Below are 16,655 nucleotides of genomic sequence, written 5' to 3'. Positions count from 1 at the left end.
CATGGGCAAGATCAGCGACGGGCTGACCGCCTCCATCGAGGCGCAGTTCACCCGCAAGCCCCCCGTCTCCGCCCAGAAGCGGGTGAAGTTCCTGATGGACCGCCTGAAGTCGACCAAGGCGGTAGCCGACCTGCTCGGGGTCACCCAGCGCAGCGTCGAGCGGTACCTCAAGGGCACCCGCCTGAACCCCTCGAAGGCCGTCGCCGCGGCCCTGGAGCGGGAGGTGAAGGCGCGGTTCCAGCCGCTGGTGCGCAAACGCGCGATCCAGCACGCGACCACCAGCGGCGGCATCACCATCGAGACCCGGGGCACGTTCGGCTACGACGCCCCGGCCGGCACCACCGACGAAGGACGGCTGCGCCGGATCACCCAGCACCTGCCCGCCACCTACGCCGCGAGGCTGTTCCAGGCCCAGGAGAACGGGGCCACCGACGACCAGCTCGCGCAGATCATCGCTAACGGCTTCGCGGAGCACTACTTCCGCGACGGGGGCCGCCGCGCCCACGGCCTGGACGTACGCCTGACCGGCGTGGACTACCTGGAGGCGGACTTCTGATGGCCGACGACCCCGCGTTCCGCTCGGTGGGGCAGACATCCTCTGCCACCCCGACGTCGCCGACCAGATCGTGCAGCAGCCGCGCGACGCGGTCGCGGAGATCCTGGAGGGCTGCACGCGCAGGACGAGGTCATCGACCACGGCGCGGCTGACCACCACCCCGGCCCCGGCGCCCAGTACGGCGGGACCGGTTCCGCACTCCAAGCCACGATCTCGACAGGGGAGCAGATGAGCTACCGGGACCGGCGTCTGCTGCACCTGCACCCGAGCCCTGCGGGGCAGCTGGTGGCGAGCGTGCACGGCGTGGTCGACGCGGACGCGGCGCAGCGGGTCGCGGACCGGCTCGCGCAGCTGGCGGCGCCTGGTACCCGCGAGGTCCACCTGGACGTGGACCAGGCCAACCCACTCAGCGCGGCTGCCGCCGCAGTCCTGTTCTTCCCGCTGCTGCAGGCGCTGCGCGCCGGCGACCCTCCCGTTGCGCTGACGGTCCACCGTGCTGATCCACGGACCCGGGGCCGCCTGCTCGAACTGGGCCTGGACCCGCTGCTGGCCCACAGCGACCACCGCGTCTGAGCCTCCCCGCCGTTGGCGAGAGGCACGGCCGGGCAGGCTCTCCCGGTTCGTGGCCATGCCAGCCTGTGCCGCTACTCCTTCCAGCTGCCCCGACGTTCCCGGCGTGCCGTGGTCCTTGCGCGATCCGGCCGCTGCTGAGCCGTGCCCTGGCGGCTTCGGTGGCTCGCTCGCGGGGCACTCTGCGGCTGCGCTGCAGGCCGTGGGATGATGTCCGCCATGCAGGCGGTGGTCAGGAACAACGTGAGGGTGACCGGCCGGGCCGGTGCGCCGGTGGTGATGCTGGCGCACGGTTTCGGCTGTGACCAGAACATGTGGCGCCTGGTGGTGCCGCAGCTGGTCGAGCGCTTCCAGGTGGTGTTGTTCGACTATGTCGGCTCCGGGCGCGCGGACCCCTCCGCCTGGGACGCCCAGCGCTACTCCTCGCTGGAGGGGTACGCGGGCGACGTTCTGGAGATCTGCGCCGAGCTTGACCTGTCCGACGTGGTGTTCGTGGGGCACTCGGTCAGTGCGATGGTCGGGGTGCTGGCCGCAGCCCGCCAGCCGCAGCGCTTCGCCAAGCTGGTCATGGTCGCGCCCTCCCCGTGTTACCTGGACGACCCGGCCACTGGCTACACCGGCGGCTTCTCGGCCGAGGACATCGAGGAGCTGCTGGAGTCGCTGGACTCGAACTACCTGGGCTGGTCCGCGGCGATGGCCCCGGTGATCATGGGCAACCCGCAGCGCCCCGAGCTCGGGCAGGAGCTGACCAACAGCTTCTGCGCCACCGACCCGGCCATGGCCTCGGTGTTCGCCCACACCACGTTCCTGTCCGACTCGCGCCCCGACCTGGCGACGGTCACCGTGCCCACGCTGGTGCTGGAGTGTGCCCAGGACGCCATCGCGCCGCGGGAGGTGGGCGCCTACGTGCACGCCGCCATCCCCGGCAGCCGCCTGGTGACCCTGGACGCCACCGGGCACTGCCCCCAGCTCAGTGCCCCCGAGGCCACGGGACAGGCCATCGTGGAGTTCGCCGGAGCCGCCCGGTGATGTGCCAGACCGCCGACGGCGACCCCGAGCAGCACACCGGGACCGGCGAGGACAGTGTGGACCAGGCCGAGCAGGCGCAGTTCTCGGCGCTGCTGGAGGACAGCGCGGAGGACCTGTACGAGCACGCGCCGTGCGGCTACCTGTCCACGCTGCTGGACGGGCAGATCGCCAAGGTCAACGCCACGCTGCTGCAGTGGCTGGGCTACACCCGCGACCAGCTCGTGGGCCGCAGGCGCTTCGCGGACCTGCTGACGGTGGGCGGCAAGCTCTACCACGAGACGCACTTCGCGCCGCTGCTGGCCATGCAGGGCCACCTGTCCGGGATCGCGCTGGACCTCAAGGCCGCCGACGGGAGCCGGCTGCCGGTCCTGGTCACCTCCACGGTCAAGACCGGCACCGACGGGCAGCCGCTGCTGATCCGCACCACACTCTTCGACGCCCGCGACCGGCGCGCCTACGAGCAGGAACTGCTGCGCGCGCGCAAGCAGGCCGAGCAGGCCAGCATCGAGGTCCAGGCCGCGCACCGGGCAGCCGAGGCCGAACGCGCCCGCCTGCAGCAGGTCGTGGCCATCCTGCGAAAGAGCCTGGTGCCGACGGTGCTGCCCCAGGTCCCGGGTCTGGAAGCAGCCGCGTACTACCACCCGGCCTCCGTCGACGAGGTCGGCGGGGACTTCTACGACCTGTTCGCCCTGGGCCAGGGACGCTGGGGCTTCTTTCTCGGCGACGTCTGCGGCAAGGGCCCGGAAGCCGCCGCCGTGACCTCCCTGATCCGGTACACCCTGCGCGCCGCCTTCCTCACCGACGCCGACCCCGTGCACGCCCTGGCCGTCCTGCACACCGCCCTGCACGGGTACTACGCCGACCAGGACCCGCGCTACTGCACCGCGATCACCGGCACCCTGGCCCCGCACGAGGACGGCGTCACCGTCACGGTGGCCGGCGGCGGACACCCCCCGGCCCTGGTCCTGCGCGCCGACGGCACCGCCCACTACCTGCCCACCCCCGGCGGCACCCTGGTCGGCGTCCTGCCCGAGCCCCACTTCACCACCGCCACCACCACCCTGCAGGCCGGCGACACCATGCTGCTCTACACCGACGGACTGACCGAGGCCCGCACCCCAGCCGGCCCCCGCTACAGCGAGGAAGCCCTGCACACCTTCGCCACCGCCCTGGCCCCCGCCGACACCCAGACCACCATCAATGCCGTCACGGGCCTGCTGGAGAGCTTCGGCGAAGGCCTGGACGACGACACCGCCCTCCTCGCCCTGGGCGTCCCGGCCCCCACCACCGGCACGGCCACCGCTCGATGACCGAACTGGACATCAACACCACGCACAGCACCACCGGACCCGTCCTTGCCCTGACCGGGGAACTCGACCACGCGAGTGCCGGACAGCTGCGCACCGCCGTAGACGCCCTCGCCCTGGAGGCCGGGCAGACCCTGACCTTCGACCTGACCGGCCTGGCCTTCTGCGACTCGACCGGGATCACCGTCATCATCGCCGCCCGCAACCACGCCCGCGCCGCGGACATCACCCTGTCCCACGTGCCGCCCACCACCGTGCGCATCCTGCGCGTTCTGGGCCTGGACCAGATCCTCCACGTCCAACCCCAGGTCGAGCCCGCCTGACACCCGACGATGACCCACAACTGGCCCCTGCGGTCACCCCTCTGGCGTCATCGGGGACAAGCAAGCCGGTGAGCTCGGCAATCGCGCCCGGCGACGGCTTGAGGAGCACAGCAGGAGGTCCCGCTGCGCGAGCACGCCCTGCACTGCACCCGTGCCCTGGACACCCGCGCCGCCTGGGCGCGGTCCGCGGAGCCGTACTGCACCTGGTGCGGCAAGAAGGCCGCGCACGTCCGCGCTTTGGTCCAGGGCCCGGGGACGGCGATCTGCTCGGACTGCATCGAGCCGGTCACCGTCATCGCGAACGGCGGGTAGGACCGCCGGGAACCGGATTTCGCGTGCGGGTTGTCGGTGCGGGGCGCGATGATGCCAGGCCCCACAGCGTCGTGGGACCGCAGGGAGGCACCATGCACCAACCGTCCGTCCCCGACCAGCAGCAGCCGGTCCCGGTCCGCGAGCGCTGCCGGGGCCAGATCGTACGCGTCACCACCGACGAAGTCCGGATCGCGTTCGCGGCCCGGTGCTGCGGGGCCGCGACCGTGACCGCCCGCCGTACGGACCTGGTGATGGTGCTGGGCCCAGGCGAGCAACTGCTCGGGGCACACGTCAGCGCCGTCATCGACACGACTGCCCTGACCGACCGCGACGTCCTGCTGGTGGCCTGGCGCTGCGCCCGGGAGCCGGGCCCGGACGGCGCGGGATGACGCCGAACACCTCCCGCCGCCCCGTGCGGTCCCGCTACCGTGGATGAACCACCGCGACTGGAGTACCCGATGTCCGAGCAGCCCGACCCCCAGCCCACCGGCCGTACCCCGATGGCGCCCGCCGCCGCCGGCATGCTGCGCGCCAAGGCCGCCGACGAACGGGCCCGGGCCGACCGGTTCGCCGCGGCGCTCGAGGACATCGCCGAACACGGGCTCCCCGCGGTGGAGGCCTGCCAGCCCTGGTCCGAGATCCGCGAAGAGGCCCTGCGGCAGCTGCACGCCGCCCGCGAGGGCCACGCCGCCTGATGGCCCGGCACCAGCAGCCCGGCCGCCGCGCCGAGGTCTTCTTCACCGCGCTCGCCGAGCAGCCGATCGCGGACCTGGTCGCCGTCGGCGATGAAGACGCCGTCCACCGCCTGGACCGCGCCCTCGCGGTCCTGTCCGCCGACCCGGAGCGCGGCGTCGACCTCGGGGTGGACCTGCTGCGCGACTACCAGGACGACGTCGAAGGCGTCCGCGTGCTCTACCAGACCACGGCGATGCGGTCCCTGTTGATCGTCGCCTACCTGACCACCTGACCGCCCCTCACCAAGGTCGGCATCACCGCAGAGGAACCCGTGGACGACACGACGACGGACGAAGTCACCGACATGATCCAGGTGTACCTGGAGCAGGCCGGCCTGATCGAGAAGGGCGAGTTCGAGGGCATCCGCGAGGACGTCGAAGACCTCGCCACCACGATCGTCAGCCACGTCGAATCGTCCTACGGGATGTAGCGGCGAGCCGCCGCCCCTCGCGGAGCCGGCCCCGGTGCCCATATCCGCCGGGTTACTTTTGCGGTCATCCGATGCGCGGAATCCGACCCATCTTGACCGAGTGGCGGACTGCCGAGCCACCGCGCTACTGTCCTGGCCGACGGTCAGTTGGGGCTTTTGACGTTGCCCCCCGTCTGGGTTCTGGGAGAGCGCCACTATGACGGCCTCCCACGGTCTTCTCGCCGGAGACCAGTGCCCGCACAGTGTCGTGTAGTTCGATTGATTTGTCCGCCCTCGTCAGGCGCACTTCAATCCTTGACCACCGCCCGGGTGGTCGGGTTGAAGCTGCCCCGGCTTCGGTTCGATCACCCTTTCCCGTAAAGGAGATCGAACGTTGAGCACCCCGACGCCGCCGCAGCCCGCCATCGTCAAAGTGCTGTGGATCGCGGTGGCCGCTCTGTCCTCGCTGGTCGCAGCGCTCACTACCGCCCTGGCGCTCCTGGCGCTGCACGCGACCGGAGTCACGGTCGCCGTCTTCGGTGGCGGCGTGTTCCCCGCGGCCCTGACCCTGTGGTTCGGAGGGTTCGCGTCCTACCGGCTGCTGTGAAGAGCCTGCCCGGAGGCAACCGGGTAACGGGGTAACCGCTGCTGCTGCACGGCCTGCCTGCGGTGCTGCTAGCAGCGGTTGCCCTGCGGCTGGAGTCCGCGCTGCGCTGTGGTGCCGCACCGGTTACCCCGCCTGCTGCACCGCCCGCGCAACCGCTGCTGCTGCTGCTGCTGCACGCTCTGACCTGCGATGCTGCACGTAGCAGCTCCTGGTTACCCCGCTCCTGCTGCGCGGTTACCCCGTTGCTGCTGCGCCGGTGCTGCTGCGCGGTTACTCCGCTGCTGCACCGCTCGGATACCCCGTTGCTGCACGGCGGCGGAGCCTGTCCACAGGCCTGCGGCGGCACGCTGCTGTGATGAGCAACCGAAAGCGCCAGCGCGCAGCAGCCGCGGGCAAGCAGCACGTCGCCCTGGGCCTGGAGCAGGCGGAGGAGAAGGCGTTCACCAAGCCCGTGCCCAAGGGCGTCGGCGCCAGGATCTCGTTCCTGCTGGGCCGCGCCAAGGGCTCCACCCGGGCCGTTGCCGAGCGCCTGAGCGTCTCGCAGCGCACCGTCCAGCGCTACCGCGCCGGCACCGTGAAGGCCCCGCGCAGCGACGTGCGGGAGCGGATGGAGAAGGAGGTCAAGAGCCAGTGGCAGCCCCGGGTCCGTGCCCAGGCCAGGGAGCACGCGGTCAGCGTGGGCGGGATGAGGATCCACGTCCGCGGCTTCATCGGCTTCACCGGCACCGGCAGCACCGACGACGGCCGGCTGCGCGACATCAGCGTCAACGTCTCCCCGATGGAGGCCCGGGAGCTCATCGACGCCCAGGACGCCGGGGCGGACGAGGACGACCTGCTGGAGATCGTCGCGGACATCCTCACCAGCGCCTACTTCAACAACGTGGTCACGTGCGAGCTGGTCGACGTCGAAGAACTCGACTTCAACTTCCACTGACCGCGTCAGCCGGCGAAGGGCGGGTCGGCGCGGCTGGCCGAGGCGGCGGCGAGGATGTGGTCGATCAGCTCCAGCACTGTAGGCAGGTCGCGGGCCCAGTCCATCGGCGCCAGCTCCACCACCGTGCGCACGGCCGCGGTCAGCGAGGCGACCAGCAGCAGGTCGCCCACATCGAACCGGCTGCCCCGGTCCGTGGTCACCAGCGAGCCGTCCGGGCTGGTGTGGAGGTCCAGCAGCTCCAGCAGCTCCCTGCGCTGCTCCTGCGTCAGCTCGAAGACGGTGGTGTTGAACGCCATCAGCGCGACCGCGACGGCCTCGGACATGCCCATCAGCGCGCGGGCGTGCTCCGGGTCCGGCTGGAACTGCGCGAGGTCCATGAGCCAGCCGGCCGCCTCCACCCCGCGCTGGGAAGCGGCCTGGAGCACGCGCTGCTCACGGGGGTGCGATTGGCGACGGCGGGCATCGTCGGCACGGGCCCGAAGCGGGTCGGCACCAGCGGACCCGGCTCGTAGGCGGCGGTGCGCCTGGAACTCCTCATGGGACCACTGTGGCGAGCGTCGGCGCCGCGGTCCAGCGAATGCTGATCCGGGCCCGGGAACCGGTGTGCGCAGGGTCCGTACGCTCCCGCTGCCCTACGATGCGAACATGACTGGGCCCATGATCGGGGTGCTCGGCGCGATGCCCCGGCCAATGCTGCGCCGGGATGATCAGCCACTGGATTTCGTGTTCGAGCGGCTGCCAGTCAAAGCGGACGAGTACCGCTTCCGGGTGACGTTCACCGACGACGACGGGGTGCCGTGGGAGCTCGACGCGCAGCAGCGGCTGACCGAGGTGCTTCCGGCCGCCGAGCCGGAGCCCAAATTGGAGGTCACCCCAGAGCCGGCCAAGCACTGGTGGAAGCGACGGCCTTTCTGGCGGTGACGCAAGGACGGCGCGGGGCGGGCCGCAGGGCCGAAACAGGCCCGGCGGGCGGGTGCCGCGCGGCATAGTGCCGAGGGTGACTGTGACACCGGACCGCCTGGAACTGCCCGCCCGCCGACGCCGCCACGCACGGCTGATCGCTGCCCTGACCGCACTGATCGGGGCCTGTGCCGATGCGGCGGCCGCGGTGTACGAGCCGCTCGCCGCAGCTCCGCCCGGCCAGGAGGCCGTGGAGGTGGCCCTGTTGCCGTGTATCCAGGTCAGCCTCGCCGCTGCCCCTCTGCTGGACCGGGCCCGCGCCGAGGACGACGCCCGGTGGCCGACCGCCATGGCAAGGGAACAGCGGGAGGCCCGGCGTACCTACGCCGCCCGGTGCGCCGTAGCGCGGGCCCAGGAGCTCGCGGACCAGGACGGGCCGCCCGGTAAGTACGGCGTGCCGCTGCCGACGGTGGAGCAGTCCGCCGCGATGGACCTGGTGGGTGCTGGGGACGAAGTCGTCGCCCGGTGGCGGCACGATCCGCAGGACGCCGTCGCCCTGGTGGTCGAGATGGTGGCCAGCGGCGAGCTCGCCGCGGACGAGGTCCTCGACCAGGCGGTCAACGCCGCGGTGCTGATCGGTCTGCTGGCGCTGCAGGAGGTGCGCGCCACCTCCGATCCGACCATGGCAGCGGAGCACTGCCTGAGCGCCGTCTCTCACATCGCGCTCGCGGTCACCCTGGCCAGCGCTGACCTGGACTGACCGGAAGACCGACATGGCCCAGTGACATGGTCGGTGACATGACCGGGTGACATGGAGACCAATACCAGCCCTGACCTGCGCGAACAGCGACATATTCGATATCACCGCAGCATGTCACCCGCCTGGGACGGTGCGCACGTGTCCTGTCCCAGTTGAAGCGCTCCGCGATCACATCGCTGACCTGCGCGGGGCAGATTGAGTGGGATGGTTGATGGCCCGTTGTCCCACTCAATCTGCCCCCGATGTGCGTCGAGGGCCTGCAGTCCCACTCGATCTGTCCCGGATCGGAGGTGTTCTGGCGCGGCTGTACTCCGGCAGCGATCTGGTCTGCGAGCATGCCTGCGACCTGCGGCGACCAGTCTGCTTCAGGGATCGGTTGGGTCAACGAGGAGAGCTTGGAAGTCGGGGAACTCCTCAGCGGCCCGAGTCTCTGCCCCAGCTACTGTCTGGCGGCTCCCTGGGGCAAATCGTTCCGCGACTTCCACCAACCCGTAGTTGAGCGAACCCTCTGGGGACGCATCGATGCCCATCACGGTGAATGCGTCTGCCAGGAACCAGAGGCAGCTGGCCAGATCGCGAGCGATGAGTTGCGGCCGTGTGTATGGCCCGATGGCTACGACGGGCTGTTCCTCGAGAGCGGCCCCGGGTCGGGCGAGCCAGAATGCCATGGAATCGAGGCCCTCCTCGCGATCCACGGCGAAGATCAGGAAGTCGTTCGCGGGGGCCCCGCCTGGGACGGCCAAGTCACGGAACCACGTCTCCATCTGCTTGGTCGGCAGGAAGTCCGGGAGAAACCGCAGGCCAACTCCGTCGAGGTCAAGCGGCACGTTTGCCAGAGCGAGCAAGGCTTCTGGCATCTGCGGGCGGCCGTCATCCAGGGTCACATCCGGGAGACTACTCAACTTGATCGGGTGAATGCGCAGTACCTTCCTCGGTGCCGTGATTGTGGCCGTCCTTCGTCGTGGGTCAAGGTCGTTCGTCCTCGGCTTCCACGACCTGTGCCTGGTCAAAGTCGAGGGCGACGAGGGCTGGCAGGTGGGACAGTTTGATACCCACGGTTCCGTGATCTGCTGGGCCTCCTACTGCTCTGACCTGGGCGAAGCCATCCAGGGACTCTGAATCAGCAGTTCCTCGACACGGTGGCCAACTACCGTGTCACCTGCGGCTATCTGCGGAGCCCCGGGCGCATTCGGATCTTGCTCGGATCCGCCTTGGGCGCTGCGCGTGAGGATGGCCGCGGCGAGTGCGATGACGTCGGGGTATTTCGCCGCGTCAGCGTAGGCGTCGTGGTCGGTGGGGACGCCGTGGTGGTTGCTGGCGGTCTGCAGCGCGAGGAGTCGGTACTTCCAATGCTCCGCGATGGCTCTCGGCGAGGACGGCCAGGCAGGAATCACTTCGGCTGAGGCCTGTTGGGCGAGCATCAGCTGTTGCGGCGAGCACCGGCGTAGGAGCCGGCGGGCCCGGTACTGGGCTCTGATGATCTCCGGGCAGATGGCGAGGTCGATCTGCGGCTGGTCGCCGTCGCTGAGCCAGATGCCGTGCCGGGTGCAGATCGCGTGGTGCGCGGGCAGGTGGACGTGGACGCGCTGCGCGATGCCGCGGCGGGCGGTGCATCGGCGGCAGGCGGTGGTGGCTCGGATCAGGAGGTGCGCGTCGGCGGCCCTGAAGGCGGGCAGCGCTCGACTGAGGGCGGCCGGGGTCGTGCTGGTGAGCCGGGCGAGAGCGTTCAGTGCCCGGGCGCTCGCGGGGGCGAGCATGTGGTGCTGGGAGCGGTCGTCAGGATTGCTGATCTTTGTGGTGAACCAGGGGGGCAGGACGGCGAGGACTTCGGCGAGGGTGAGGTGGCTGGCGTCAGCGGTGCGGGTCAGGTAGGAGTCGAGGGTCTCGCCGGCGATGGGGGCGATGGGCCGCGGCAGGACCGGTGTGTTCCGGGCCGGAGGGGGCGGGCCTGAGGGGCTCGGCTCTGAGAGTCGCGGCGGCACCGGCTCCTGGCGGCCGGGGGTGATCCGGTGGCGGGTCAGCGCGCGGTAGAAAGTCGCCCGGCTGCCCTCGAAGCCAAGGCCGACGACTTCGGCGAACAGGGTGTTGGCGGGCAGGTGCGCGTCCGCGGCGAAGCGCTGCCGGCAGTAGCGGGCGAGAGGGCCGGTGAGCAGGCTGGGCCGCGGGGCTCGGACTCCGGGTGTCGTGCGTCCGCTCAGGTAGTCGCGGATGGTCTGCGGGGCGTGGCCGAGCTGGTCGGCGATGGCGCGAGCCGACCAGCCGGCCCGGTCCAGGGCGAGGATCTGCTCGACGCGTTCTTGGGGCAGCATGGGCCGCGCTCAGGTGGCCGGAGGGCGCGGGGATTGGGAGGCGATGTCGGCGTCGATGGCGGCCAGGGCCTTCTTGGTGATGCGCTCGGTGCCGTCGAGGACGGCGTTGATCGCGGCGCCGCGGATCAGCCAGAGCAGGCTTCCGATCATGCCGTGGGTGCGTTGATGGAGGTAGCGGTCCAGGCCGGGCAGGGTCCCGGGCTGGTGGTAGTGCAGGCGCAGGCTGTCCTCCAGGGCGGCGATCAGGGCTGTCCACTGCTGGTCTGGGGCGAACGGGCCGGTGCGGACCATGCCGAACCGGCCAGCGATCTGTTCGCCGCGGGTTCCCGAGAGCAGTCCGGTGCGCTCCAGGCTGATTCCGGCGTAGGCGAAGGTCGCCGGGATCCGCTCGGAGAAGTATTTCAGCGTGTCGGAGGCTTCGGCGCCGGCCCGGGTGCGGGTGTCCAGATTGTGGAGTTCGTCGATGGCCACGAGGGTGACACGGGTGTCCAGGCTCACTGCGAGGACCACGTCGGCGATGTCGGTGATGTTGGACCGGCCCGAGATCGGCAGGTCGAAGAACCGCGCGAACTCCATGGCCATCATCTTCGGCGTGGCCGCCGGGGGGACGGTGATGTAGACCACCGGGGCGTCACCGGTGGAGCGCGGGTGGCGACGGCGGTGGATCAGCTCGACTGTCTTTCCCAACTGGGTCAGCGCGGTGGTCTTCCCGGTTCTGGGTGGTCCGGAGACGATGAGTCCGCACCGCCCGTAGTGGGCGTTCTTGTTCATCTGGATCAGGCGGCGGCCGCTGGTGACGACCTGGTGGACGGTCGGGGTCTGGACCACCAGCAGGCGGGAGTGGTGATCGATACGGTCGTCGTCGTAGCCAGTGCGCTTGTCGTCCTCCAAGCCCAGCCACAACACCTCGGGCAGCAGGTCCGGCGCTGACAGCGTCTCGTCCATGAACCCGCGCCATCCGGCCAGCGTGGTCAGCTGCAGATGTTCGAACTCGCCGGGGCCACCGGTTCCCGGTCGCTGCGGGGCGCGGCCGGTCACCATCGTTTGTCCGCTTCGGCGAACGGATCGAAGATCGGCATCGGGATGACCTCGGCGAGGGGCTGCGGATCCTGTTCGTCCTGGTCCGCGCGGTCCGGGGACGGATCGGGAGATGCCTGGGGGCGGGCGGTGGCCTTGGTGCGGGCCGCGACGCGCCGCTCGCGCTTGGAGGCAGCCGGTCCCTCCTGCGGGGTCTGACCGGGGCCGGCGGCGGCGCGCCGCAGCAGGTCTTGCACCGCGTCGGCGATCTGCTCCTCGGTGGCACCGGGCGGCGTGTTGGCGCGCGCGTGGTCCCAGGCCAGGTCGCCGAACGGGATCGGGGCTCGCTGCAGGTGGCGCCAGGGCACGTTGATCCAGCCGCCGCGCGGCTCGCGCACCCAGACGCGCGAGACGTCGTAGGGGTCGTGGTGGACCTCCCACAGGTTCCTCTTGTGTGTCACGCCCGAGGGCTGCCCGCGCCAGGGGTTGAGCGCTGCCGCGTCGTAGGTCCGCCGTCCGATACGTACTCCGTAGGCGTTGATCGCCCGCCAGGTCGCGGGCAGTAGCTCGATGTAGTCCTCGGGACCCAGCGCGATCGGCACGTAGCCGGCGGCCTCCACCAGCGCGGCGTACTTCTCGTTGGGGGTGAACGCGCGCCCTGGTGCCAGCGGATCGCGCAGCCCGTCGTGGGGCCGGTTCTGCCACAGGATCAGCCACTCGTCCAGCAGCGCCTGCAGTTCCAGCTGCGACCACAAGGGCTGGTCCTCCACCTGGTAGCCGCGGCGCTCGACGCTGGAGCCGGTGTAGCCGGCGACGAACTGGCTGAACAGCGTGCCCACGGAGGAGAACATCCGCTCGATATGGGGCTTCTCCGCGCCCGAAGCGGGGTGCACGGGTTGGAAAGTGATCCCCAGGAACCGGCAAGACGCCCGGAAGTTGTGGGAGATGAACACCTTGCCCAGGTCGCAGACGATCGTGTCCGGGACGATCACCGGTTTGGCCGCCGCGTGCTCCAAACGCTCGTCGATGGCCATCAGCCGCCGGTGCGGCAGTACCGAGTGCGCCATCGACAGCGCCTCGATCCAGCCCGGGCGCATCGGCTCGGGAGTCACGGTGCGGGCCAGCAGCACCGAGGCGTCCACCGACTTGGTGGTCGGGGAGAGCACCGCCGCGGTCACCGTCCGCGTCGCGACGTCGATCATGCCGGTCAGTTCCAGACGACCGATCACCCCGCTGTCCAGCAGCACCAGCACGTCCAGCGGCGTGGAGTCGATCTGCACGATCTCCCCCGGCGCGTCCACCGCAAGTGCCCCGAACGGGGCTTCGGGACGGCCAGCCAAAGAGCGCCGGGTGCGCGCCGAGCCGGTGGTGTGCGTGTCGGACAACCTGGCGAACAGGCGGTAGGACGTCGTGCGCGAGGGCATCGCCACCGCACCGGGCCCGTGCCAGGACGCGAGGATCTGCTCAGTGCGCCACAACGCGTGACCGGCGGTGCGCGAGGACGCCTCGGCAGTCTCCGCGATCGCCTCGCGCATCGCCGCCACCACCCGCTCATCGACCCGACCGGCCGGCGACGCCGGCTTGGTCAAACGGCGGTCCACCAGCGCGCGCACCCCGCCGGCCTCGTAGCGCTGCCGCTGACGCTTGACCCGGCTGACGCTCACCTGGTGTCCGGCGTCCGCCAGCTCACGGGCCTTGGCTGCCTCACGCTGGGTCAGCGTGGTGCCAAGCGGATCGTAGCCGGGTCGCGCCGACGCCCCCGGCAGCGCGTCGGGGCCCACCCCGTAGATGACCTCCAGGACGTGACGCTCCCACCACAGCGCCTCCTCGACCAGGTGCGTCGGCAGCTCATCCAGCAGCCCCGACGCCGGAAGCTTCGCGCGCCCGCGCGCCCCGACGATCGAGAAGCTGGCGTCGGCCTGCAGGTCGCTCAGGTGCACGGCCAGGTCGGGACCGCGCCGGAACTCCTCGGCCAACCGCACCAGCGTGCCCGACAAACCCAGCACCGTATAGGAAGCACCCCGGTAGCTGATCCGGTCGCCGCGGTGCAACACCCCCGGCCTGCGCGGCGCGCTCACCGCGCCTGCCCCCGGGCCCCGACGCCCACCGGCGTCGATGCGTCGAGGACCCGCGCGTGCAGGTCCGCGGACAGATGCCCGCACCACAGCAGGTGATAGAGCACCGGGAGGACCAGCAGCCGTTCCCCGACCATCCCCGCCCCTCGAACAGGGGCTGGGCCTGCGCAAAGACCTCAAGCAGCCGCTCGGCGACGCCCGCCGGGCCCCGGCATCGCGGATGCCGGTAGCGTGAGATCCAGCGCAGATTGCGCACGAATACCGGTGTCATCGTCCCCAACCGACGAAACTCCCAGCCGACCAGCCCGCACGCCCGCCGTGTCGCCTCGAACGCCTGCGCATCGCGGGGCTCGATGCGATCGTCCGCCCGCACGTCGAGCACCACCCCGGTACCGTCCGCCTTGCGGACGAAGTAGTCAGGGGCATGGCGTCGGCGCTCGGCCTCCACCGTCCAGTGCAGCCAAAACGGCTGCGAGGCCAACCCCACCACCTGCGGATCGAAGTCGAGAAGCATCGCGTGATCACGCTCAAGCCACGACTCGAAGCCCACATGACGCCCCGTCGTCACCGCGTAATACCACCCGGGGAAGTGCCGCTGCCCCTTGCGCGAGAAGAACGCTCGCACCGGCCCAACGTCCTCGAACGCCACACTCCAGCAACGCGACAGCCCCTCACGCCGCTCAACACCCTCGGCGTCGAAAAACCCCAGCTCAAACCCCTCGGCGTCCGCAACGGCAAGCACCGCGCTCATCGGCCCCTCCGGATCTCCCCAGGGGCAACTGTAGTGAGACAGAACAGTCAGTAGGGGCAGAACGAGTGGAACCGGGGCACTTCAAGAGGGACAGGACATCAACGAAGGACCCATCTCCCTCGCTCCTGTAAAGCTCCCGATCAATCTCATCGAAAGTTGGCCAAGCGTTGTTCTTCGTGAACCACGACCAGATGGCGTTGAGCAGGCGGAATCCTCGGGGTCCAGAGGGGCTTGGCATTCCGTCCGGCCGGGCTACGGGCAAGTGAAAAGTCATCAACTGTCCTATTGAGAAGTACCGTTCGCGCTAGTGCGAGAGTACGCCGTTCCACTCGCTCCGCCGGGGGATTTGACCCGAGGCCAACTGCTGAGGTTGAAAGTGTGGTGGCCTGCGCTGGTGTCACCGGGGTTCGATGATCAGTCCGGTCTCGGTGAGGCAGCCCTCGACGGAACGTGTCAAGTCAAATGAGACGTTCGTACGGTTATGCGCTCTGTTGTGCTGATTCGGGTTCTCTGCGTTTGGCGGGGTCGTTGATCCACGCCTGATCGGGGATCTTGGGCGGGCGGGGCGGTGGGCGAAGCGTTCGGGGTGGCGGGCGTATGCCTCGTTGAGCGTGACGGCGCGCTGGTCCTGGACTTGGCCGGCGGTGCCGAAGTGCACGGACGCAGGCGTGTGCAGCCCGATGCCCGAATGGCGATGCTCATGGTTGTAATAGGCAATGAATGAGTCGAACCACTCGCGTGCGTGGTTCAGGGAGTCGAACCGCGCCGGGTAGTCGGCCATGTACTTCGTGGTTTTGAACTGGCTTTCGCTGTACGGGTTGTCATTCGAGACCTTGGGGCGCGAGTGCGAGCGCGTCACGCCCAGATCGATGAGCAACTGCGAGACTTTCTTGCTGGTCATCGAGGTGCCGCGGTCCGCGTGCAGGTGCTCGGGGGCGATGCCGTTGCGTTCGACGGTCTCGCTGATCAACTCCTCGGCGCGCTCGGCCGATTCGGCCATCTCCACGGTGTAGCCGACGACGTAGCGGCTGAAGATGTCGATGATGACGTAGGCGTGGTACCAGATGCCCTTGTCTGGTCCGGCCAGTTTGGTGATGTCCCAACTGAAGACCTGCGAGGGGGCGGTGGCCACGAGTTCGGGATGGACTTGGCGGCGTGGGTGGCCTGGCGGCGGCGCTCGCCGGTCTGGCCCTGGGCCTCCAGGATCCGGTACATCGTGCGCACTGAGCAGTAGTAGCGGCCCTCGTCCAGTTCGCGCGCCCAGATCTGGGCAGGTGCCAGTTCGGCATAGGCCGGGCTGTTCATCAGTGCCAGGATCCGCGCGCGCTCCGCCGGAGCCAGAGCTGAGGGCGGCGAGGGGCGCGGAGCGCGCTCGCGCGGCGGGGGCGGGTTTGAGCCGACGGTAGTGCGTGGCCCGTGAGCGACCGGTCAGCCGGCAGGCCGCAGTGGTGTTCAACTCCCGCTCCAGCGACTGGAAGAGCTCGTCGGCGACCTGCTCGGCCTCGGCTTTCAGCCCGCACTCTTGGAGAGCAGTTCCAAGAGTGCGGAAGCTTTTCCCAGCAGCTCCAGGGCGGCGTCCTTCTGCGCCAGCTCCCGTTCCACGACGGCCAGCCTCTTGCGCAGCCGCTCGGCCTCGGCTGCTTCGGCGGGCCTCTTGGGGCGTGCGGGCGAGGTCCGCCGGTCGGCGAGCGTGGCCATCGCTCCGGCGTCTCGCGCGGCCCGCCACTCGATGATGTGCGAGTGGTACAACCGCTCGCGGCGCAGGACCGCGCCCTTCTCCCCGCTGGGGGCGGCATCGTACTCAGCGACGATCCGCAGCTTGTATTCCGCCGTGAACGTGCGCCGCTTCGGCCGCGGGGCCGGGTCGGGCTCGGGGGCTGTGCGTGAGGTGGTGGTATTGGAAGCCATGCCGGGAATCTCCTGTCTCGCCCATCCAGACTAACCCGGACGAACCGGACGTCTCAGTCGAGACTGTCAGAGAGGGAACAGGTCGCGGGGCAGCAGTACGGTCGCTGGCGAGTGCCCTGGGCCTGGCTTGTGGGCACCAGTTGAATTGGGGGG

22 protein-coding genes and 1 pseudogene are annotated in these 16,655 nt (G+C 70.1%); 14 read left to right on the top strand and 9 right to left on the bottom strand.

Annotated features, from left to right (window positions below; all coding sequences use genetic code 11):
• The first annotated feature begins 1 nt into the window (after window position 1).
• The 12 genes from tpg (ACXKR8_RS00300) (at window position 2) to tpg (ACXKR8_RS00245) (ending at window position 6,782) form a co-directional block, all read left to right on the top strand.
• Window positions 2-556 carry a telomere-protecting terminal protein Tpg gene (gene tpg / locus ACXKR8_RS00300; RefSeq protein WP_458270904.1) on the top strand — a complete coding sequence of 185 codons (555 nt, stop codon included), beginning with the start codon at window positions 2-4 and terminating at the stop codon, window positions 554-556.
• A 228-nt stretch (window positions 557-784) separates the two neighbouring features.
• A complete protein-coding gene (locus ACXKR8_RS00295) occupies window positions 785-1,129 on the top strand; it encodes a hypothetical protein (RefSeq protein WP_458270902.1) in 345 nt (114 codons plus the stop codon).
• Window positions 1,130-1,345: 216 nt separating this feature from the next.
• Window positions 1,346-2,155 (top strand): alpha/beta fold hydrolase, encoded by an 810-nt coding sequence (locus tag ACXKR8_RS00290; protein WP_458270901.1) that lies wholly within the window; start codon window positions 1,346-1,348, stop codon window positions 2,153-2,155.
• Entirely contained in the window at window positions 2,155-3,465 is a 1,311-nt protein-coding gene (locus tag ACXKR8_RS00285) for a PP2C family protein-serine/threonine phosphatase (RefSeq protein ID WP_458270900.1), read from the top strand. The genes ACXKR8_RS00290 and ACXKR8_RS00285 overlap by 1 nt, the downstream gene beginning before the upstream one ends.
• A complete protein-coding gene (locus tag ACXKR8_RS00280) occupies window positions 3,462-3,785 on the top strand; it encodes an STAS domain-containing protein (RefSeq protein ID WP_458270899.1) in 324 nt (107 codons plus the stop codon). The genes ACXKR8_RS00285 and ACXKR8_RS00280 overlap by 4 nt, the downstream gene beginning before the upstream one ends.
• Window positions 3,786-3,908: 123 nt before the next feature.
• Window positions 3,909-4,097, top strand: coding sequence for a ClpX C4-type zinc finger protein (locus ACXKR8_RS00275; RefSeq protein WP_458275266.1), 189 nt, complete (start codon window positions 3,909-3,911; stop codon window positions 4,095-4,097).
• 92 nt (window positions 4,098-4,189) lie between these two features.
• Window positions 4,190-4,486 (top strand): hypothetical protein, encoded by a 297-nt coding sequence (locus tag ACXKR8_RS00270; protein ID WP_458270898.1) that lies wholly within the window; start codon window positions 4,190-4,192, stop codon window positions 4,484-4,486.
• Window positions 4,487-4,555: 69 nt separating this feature from the next.
• Window positions 4,556-4,792: a hypothetical protein gene (locus ACXKR8_RS00265; RefSeq protein WP_458270897.1), complete on the top strand. Its 237-nt coding sequence runs from the start codon at window positions 4,556-4,558 to the stop codon at window positions 4,790-4,792.
• Entirely contained in the window at window positions 4,792-5,064 is a 273-nt protein-coding gene (locus ACXKR8_RS00260) for a hypothetical protein (protein WP_458270896.1), read from the top strand. Before ACXKR8_RS00265 ends, ACXKR8_RS00260 begins: the two co-directional genes overlap by 1 nt.
• A 39-nt stretch (window positions 5,065-5,103) precedes the next feature.
• Window positions 5,104-5,262: a hypothetical protein gene (locus ACXKR8_RS00255; protein WP_458270895.1), complete on the top strand. Its 159-nt coding sequence runs from the start codon at window positions 5,104-5,106 to the stop codon at window positions 5,260-5,262.
• Window positions 5,263-5,635: 373 nt separating this feature from the next.
• Entirely contained in the window at window positions 5,636-5,848 is a 213-nt protein-coding gene (locus tag ACXKR8_RS00250; RefSeq protein ID WP_458270894.1) for a hypothetical protein, read from the top strand.
• A gap of 355 nt (window positions 5,849-6,203) precedes the next feature.
• Complete coding sequence (tpg, locus tag ACXKR8_RS00245; protein ID WP_458270893.1) at window positions 6,204-6,782, top strand: telomere-protecting terminal protein Tpg; 579 nt, start codon at window positions 6,204-6,206, stop codon at window positions 6,780-6,782.
• A 5-nt stretch (window positions 6,783-6,787) separates the two neighbouring features.
• Here tpg (ACXKR8_RS00245) and ACXKR8_RS00240 read toward each other — a convergent pair whose 3' ends face one another.
• Window positions 6,788-7,207: a hypothetical protein gene (locus ACXKR8_RS00240; protein ID WP_462100200.1), complete on the bottom strand. Its 420-nt coding sequence runs from the start codon at window positions 7,205-7,207 to the stop codon at window positions 6,788-6,790.
• Between the two features lie 232 nt (window positions 7,208-7,439).
• Here ACXKR8_RS00240 and ACXKR8_RS00235 point away from each other — a divergent pair, with 232 nt between their 5' ends.
• A complete protein-coding gene (locus tag ACXKR8_RS00235; protein WP_458270891.1) occupies window positions 7,440-7,703 on the top strand; it encodes a hypothetical protein in 264 nt (87 codons plus the stop codon).
• A gap of 76 nt (window positions 7,704-7,779) precedes the next feature.
• Window positions 7,780-8,442 (top strand): hypothetical protein, encoded by a 663-nt coding sequence (locus ACXKR8_RS00230; RefSeq protein ID WP_458270890.1) that lies wholly within the window; start codon window positions 7,780-7,782, stop codon window positions 8,440-8,442.
• A gap of 365 nt (window positions 8,443-8,807) precedes the next feature.
• Here the strand turns inward: ACXKR8_RS00230 and ACXKR8_RS00225 are convergent, their stop codons facing one another.
• The 8 genes and pseudogenes from ACXKR8_RS00225 to ACXKR8_RS00190 form a co-directional block, all read right to left on the bottom strand.
• Window positions 8,808-9,326 (bottom strand): hypothetical protein, encoded by a 519-nt coding sequence (locus ACXKR8_RS00225; RefSeq protein WP_458267691.1) that lies wholly within the window; start codon window positions 9,324-9,326, stop codon window positions 8,808-8,810.
• 195 nt (window positions 9,327-9,521) lie between these two features.
• Entirely contained in the window at window positions 9,522-10,751 is a 1,230-nt protein-coding gene (locus ACXKR8_RS00220) for a hypothetical protein (RefSeq protein ID WP_458267692.1), read from the bottom strand.
• Window positions 10,752-10,760: 9 nt separating this feature from the next.
• A complete protein-coding gene (locus ACXKR8_RS00215) occupies window positions 10,761-11,792 on the bottom strand; it encodes an AAA family ATPase (protein ID WP_458267693.1) in 1,032 nt (343 codons plus the stop codon).
• Window positions 11,786-13,774, bottom strand: coding sequence for a Mu transposase C-terminal domain-containing protein (locus ACXKR8_RS00210; RefSeq protein ID WP_458275111.1), 1,989 nt, complete (start codon window positions 13,772-13,774; stop codon window positions 11,786-11,788). Before ACXKR8_RS00210 ends, ACXKR8_RS00215 begins: the two co-directional genes overlap by 7 nt.
• 68 nt (window positions 13,775-13,842) lie before the next feature.
• Window positions 13,843-13,980: a hypothetical protein gene (locus ACXKR8_RS00205; protein ID WP_462100772.1), complete on the bottom strand. Its 138-nt coding sequence runs from the start codon at window positions 13,978-13,980 to the stop codon at window positions 13,843-13,845.
• A gap of 59 nt (window positions 13,981-14,039) precedes the next feature.
• Window positions 14,040-14,594: pseudogene (locus tag ACXKR8_RS00200) on the bottom strand (TnsA-like heteromeric transposase endonuclease subunit); the annotation flags it as partial.
• Window positions 14,595-14,991: 397 nt separating this feature from the next.
• Window positions 14,992-15,726, bottom strand: coding sequence for a transposase (locus ACXKR8_RS00195; protein ID WP_462100199.1), 735 nt, complete (start codon window positions 15,724-15,726; stop codon window positions 14,992-14,994).
• Between the two features lie 377 nt (window positions 15,727-16,103).
• A complete protein-coding gene (locus ACXKR8_RS00190; protein ID WP_458266979.1) occupies window positions 16,104-16,502 on the bottom strand; it encodes a transposase in 399 nt (132 codons plus the stop codon).
• Window positions 16,503-16,655 lie beyond the last annotated feature (153 nt).

Source organism: Streptacidiphilus sp. PAMC 29251 (genome assembly GCF_054208735.2).
The sequence above is the reverse complement of the archived record's forward strand: the minus strand, read 5'-3'. Positions and strand labels throughout refer to the sequence as shown.

What these genes read in the sequence shown, in the direction of transcription:
- ACXKR8_RS00290 (WP_458270901.1), top strand. Translation starts at nt 1,346, where the DNA reads ATGCAGGCGGTGGTCAGGAACAACGTGAGGGTGACCGGCCGGGCCGGT.
- ACXKR8_RS00295 (WP_458270902.1), top strand. Translation starts at nt 785, where the DNA reads ATGAGCTACCGGGACCGGCGTCTGCTGCACCTGCACCCGAGCCCTGCG.
- ACXKR8_RS00235 (WP_458270891.1), top strand. Translation starts at nt 7,440, where the DNA reads ATGATCGGGGTGCTCGGCGCGATGCCCCGGCCAATGCTGCGCCGGGAT.
- ACXKR8_RS00260 (WP_458270896.1), top strand. Translation starts at nt 4,792, where the DNA reads ATGGCCCGGCACCAGCAGCCCGGCCGCCGCGCCGAGGTCTTCTTCACC.
- tpg (WP_458270893.1), top strand. Translation starts at nt 6,204, where the DNA reads ATGAGCAACCGAAAGCGCCAGCGCGCAGCAGCCGCGGGCAAGCAGCAC.
- ACXKR8_RS00270 (WP_458270898.1), top strand. Translation starts at nt 4,190, where the DNA reads ATGCACCAACCGTCCGTCCCCGACCAGCAGCAGCCGGTCCCGGTCCGC.
- ACXKR8_RS00205 (WP_462100772.1), bottom strand. Translation starts at nt 13,980, where the DNA reads ATGGTCGGGGAACGGCTGCTGGTCCTCCCGGTGCTCTATCACCTGCTG.
- ACXKR8_RS00285 (WP_458270900.1), top strand. Translation starts at nt 2,155, where the DNA reads ATGTGCCAGACCGCCGACGGCGACCCCGAGCAGCACACCGGGACCGGC.
- ACXKR8_RS00215 (WP_458267693.1), bottom strand. Translation starts at nt 11,792, where the DNA reads ATGGTGACCGGCCGCGCCCCGCAGCGACCGGGAACCGGTGGCCCCGGC.
- tpg (WP_458270904.1), top strand. Translation starts at nt 2, where the DNA reads ATGGGCAAGATCAGCGACGGGCTGACCGCCTCCATCGAGGCGCAGTTC.
- ACXKR8_RS00220 (WP_458267692.1), bottom strand. Translation starts at nt 10,751, where the DNA reads ATGCTGCCCCAAGAACGCGTCGAGCAGATCCTCGCCCTGGACCGGGCC.
- ACXKR8_RS00265 (WP_458270897.1), top strand. Translation starts at nt 4,556, where the DNA reads ATGTCCGAGCAGCCCGACCCCCAGCCCACCGGCCGTACCCCGATGGCG.
- ACXKR8_RS00190 (WP_458266979.1), bottom strand. Translation starts at nt 16,502, where the DNA reads ATGGCTTCCAATACCACCACCTCACGCACAGCCCCCGAGCCCGACCCG.
- ACXKR8_RS00280 (WP_458270899.1), top strand. Translation starts at nt 3,462, where the DNA reads ATGACCGAACTGGACATCAACACCACGCACAGCACCACCGGACCCGTC.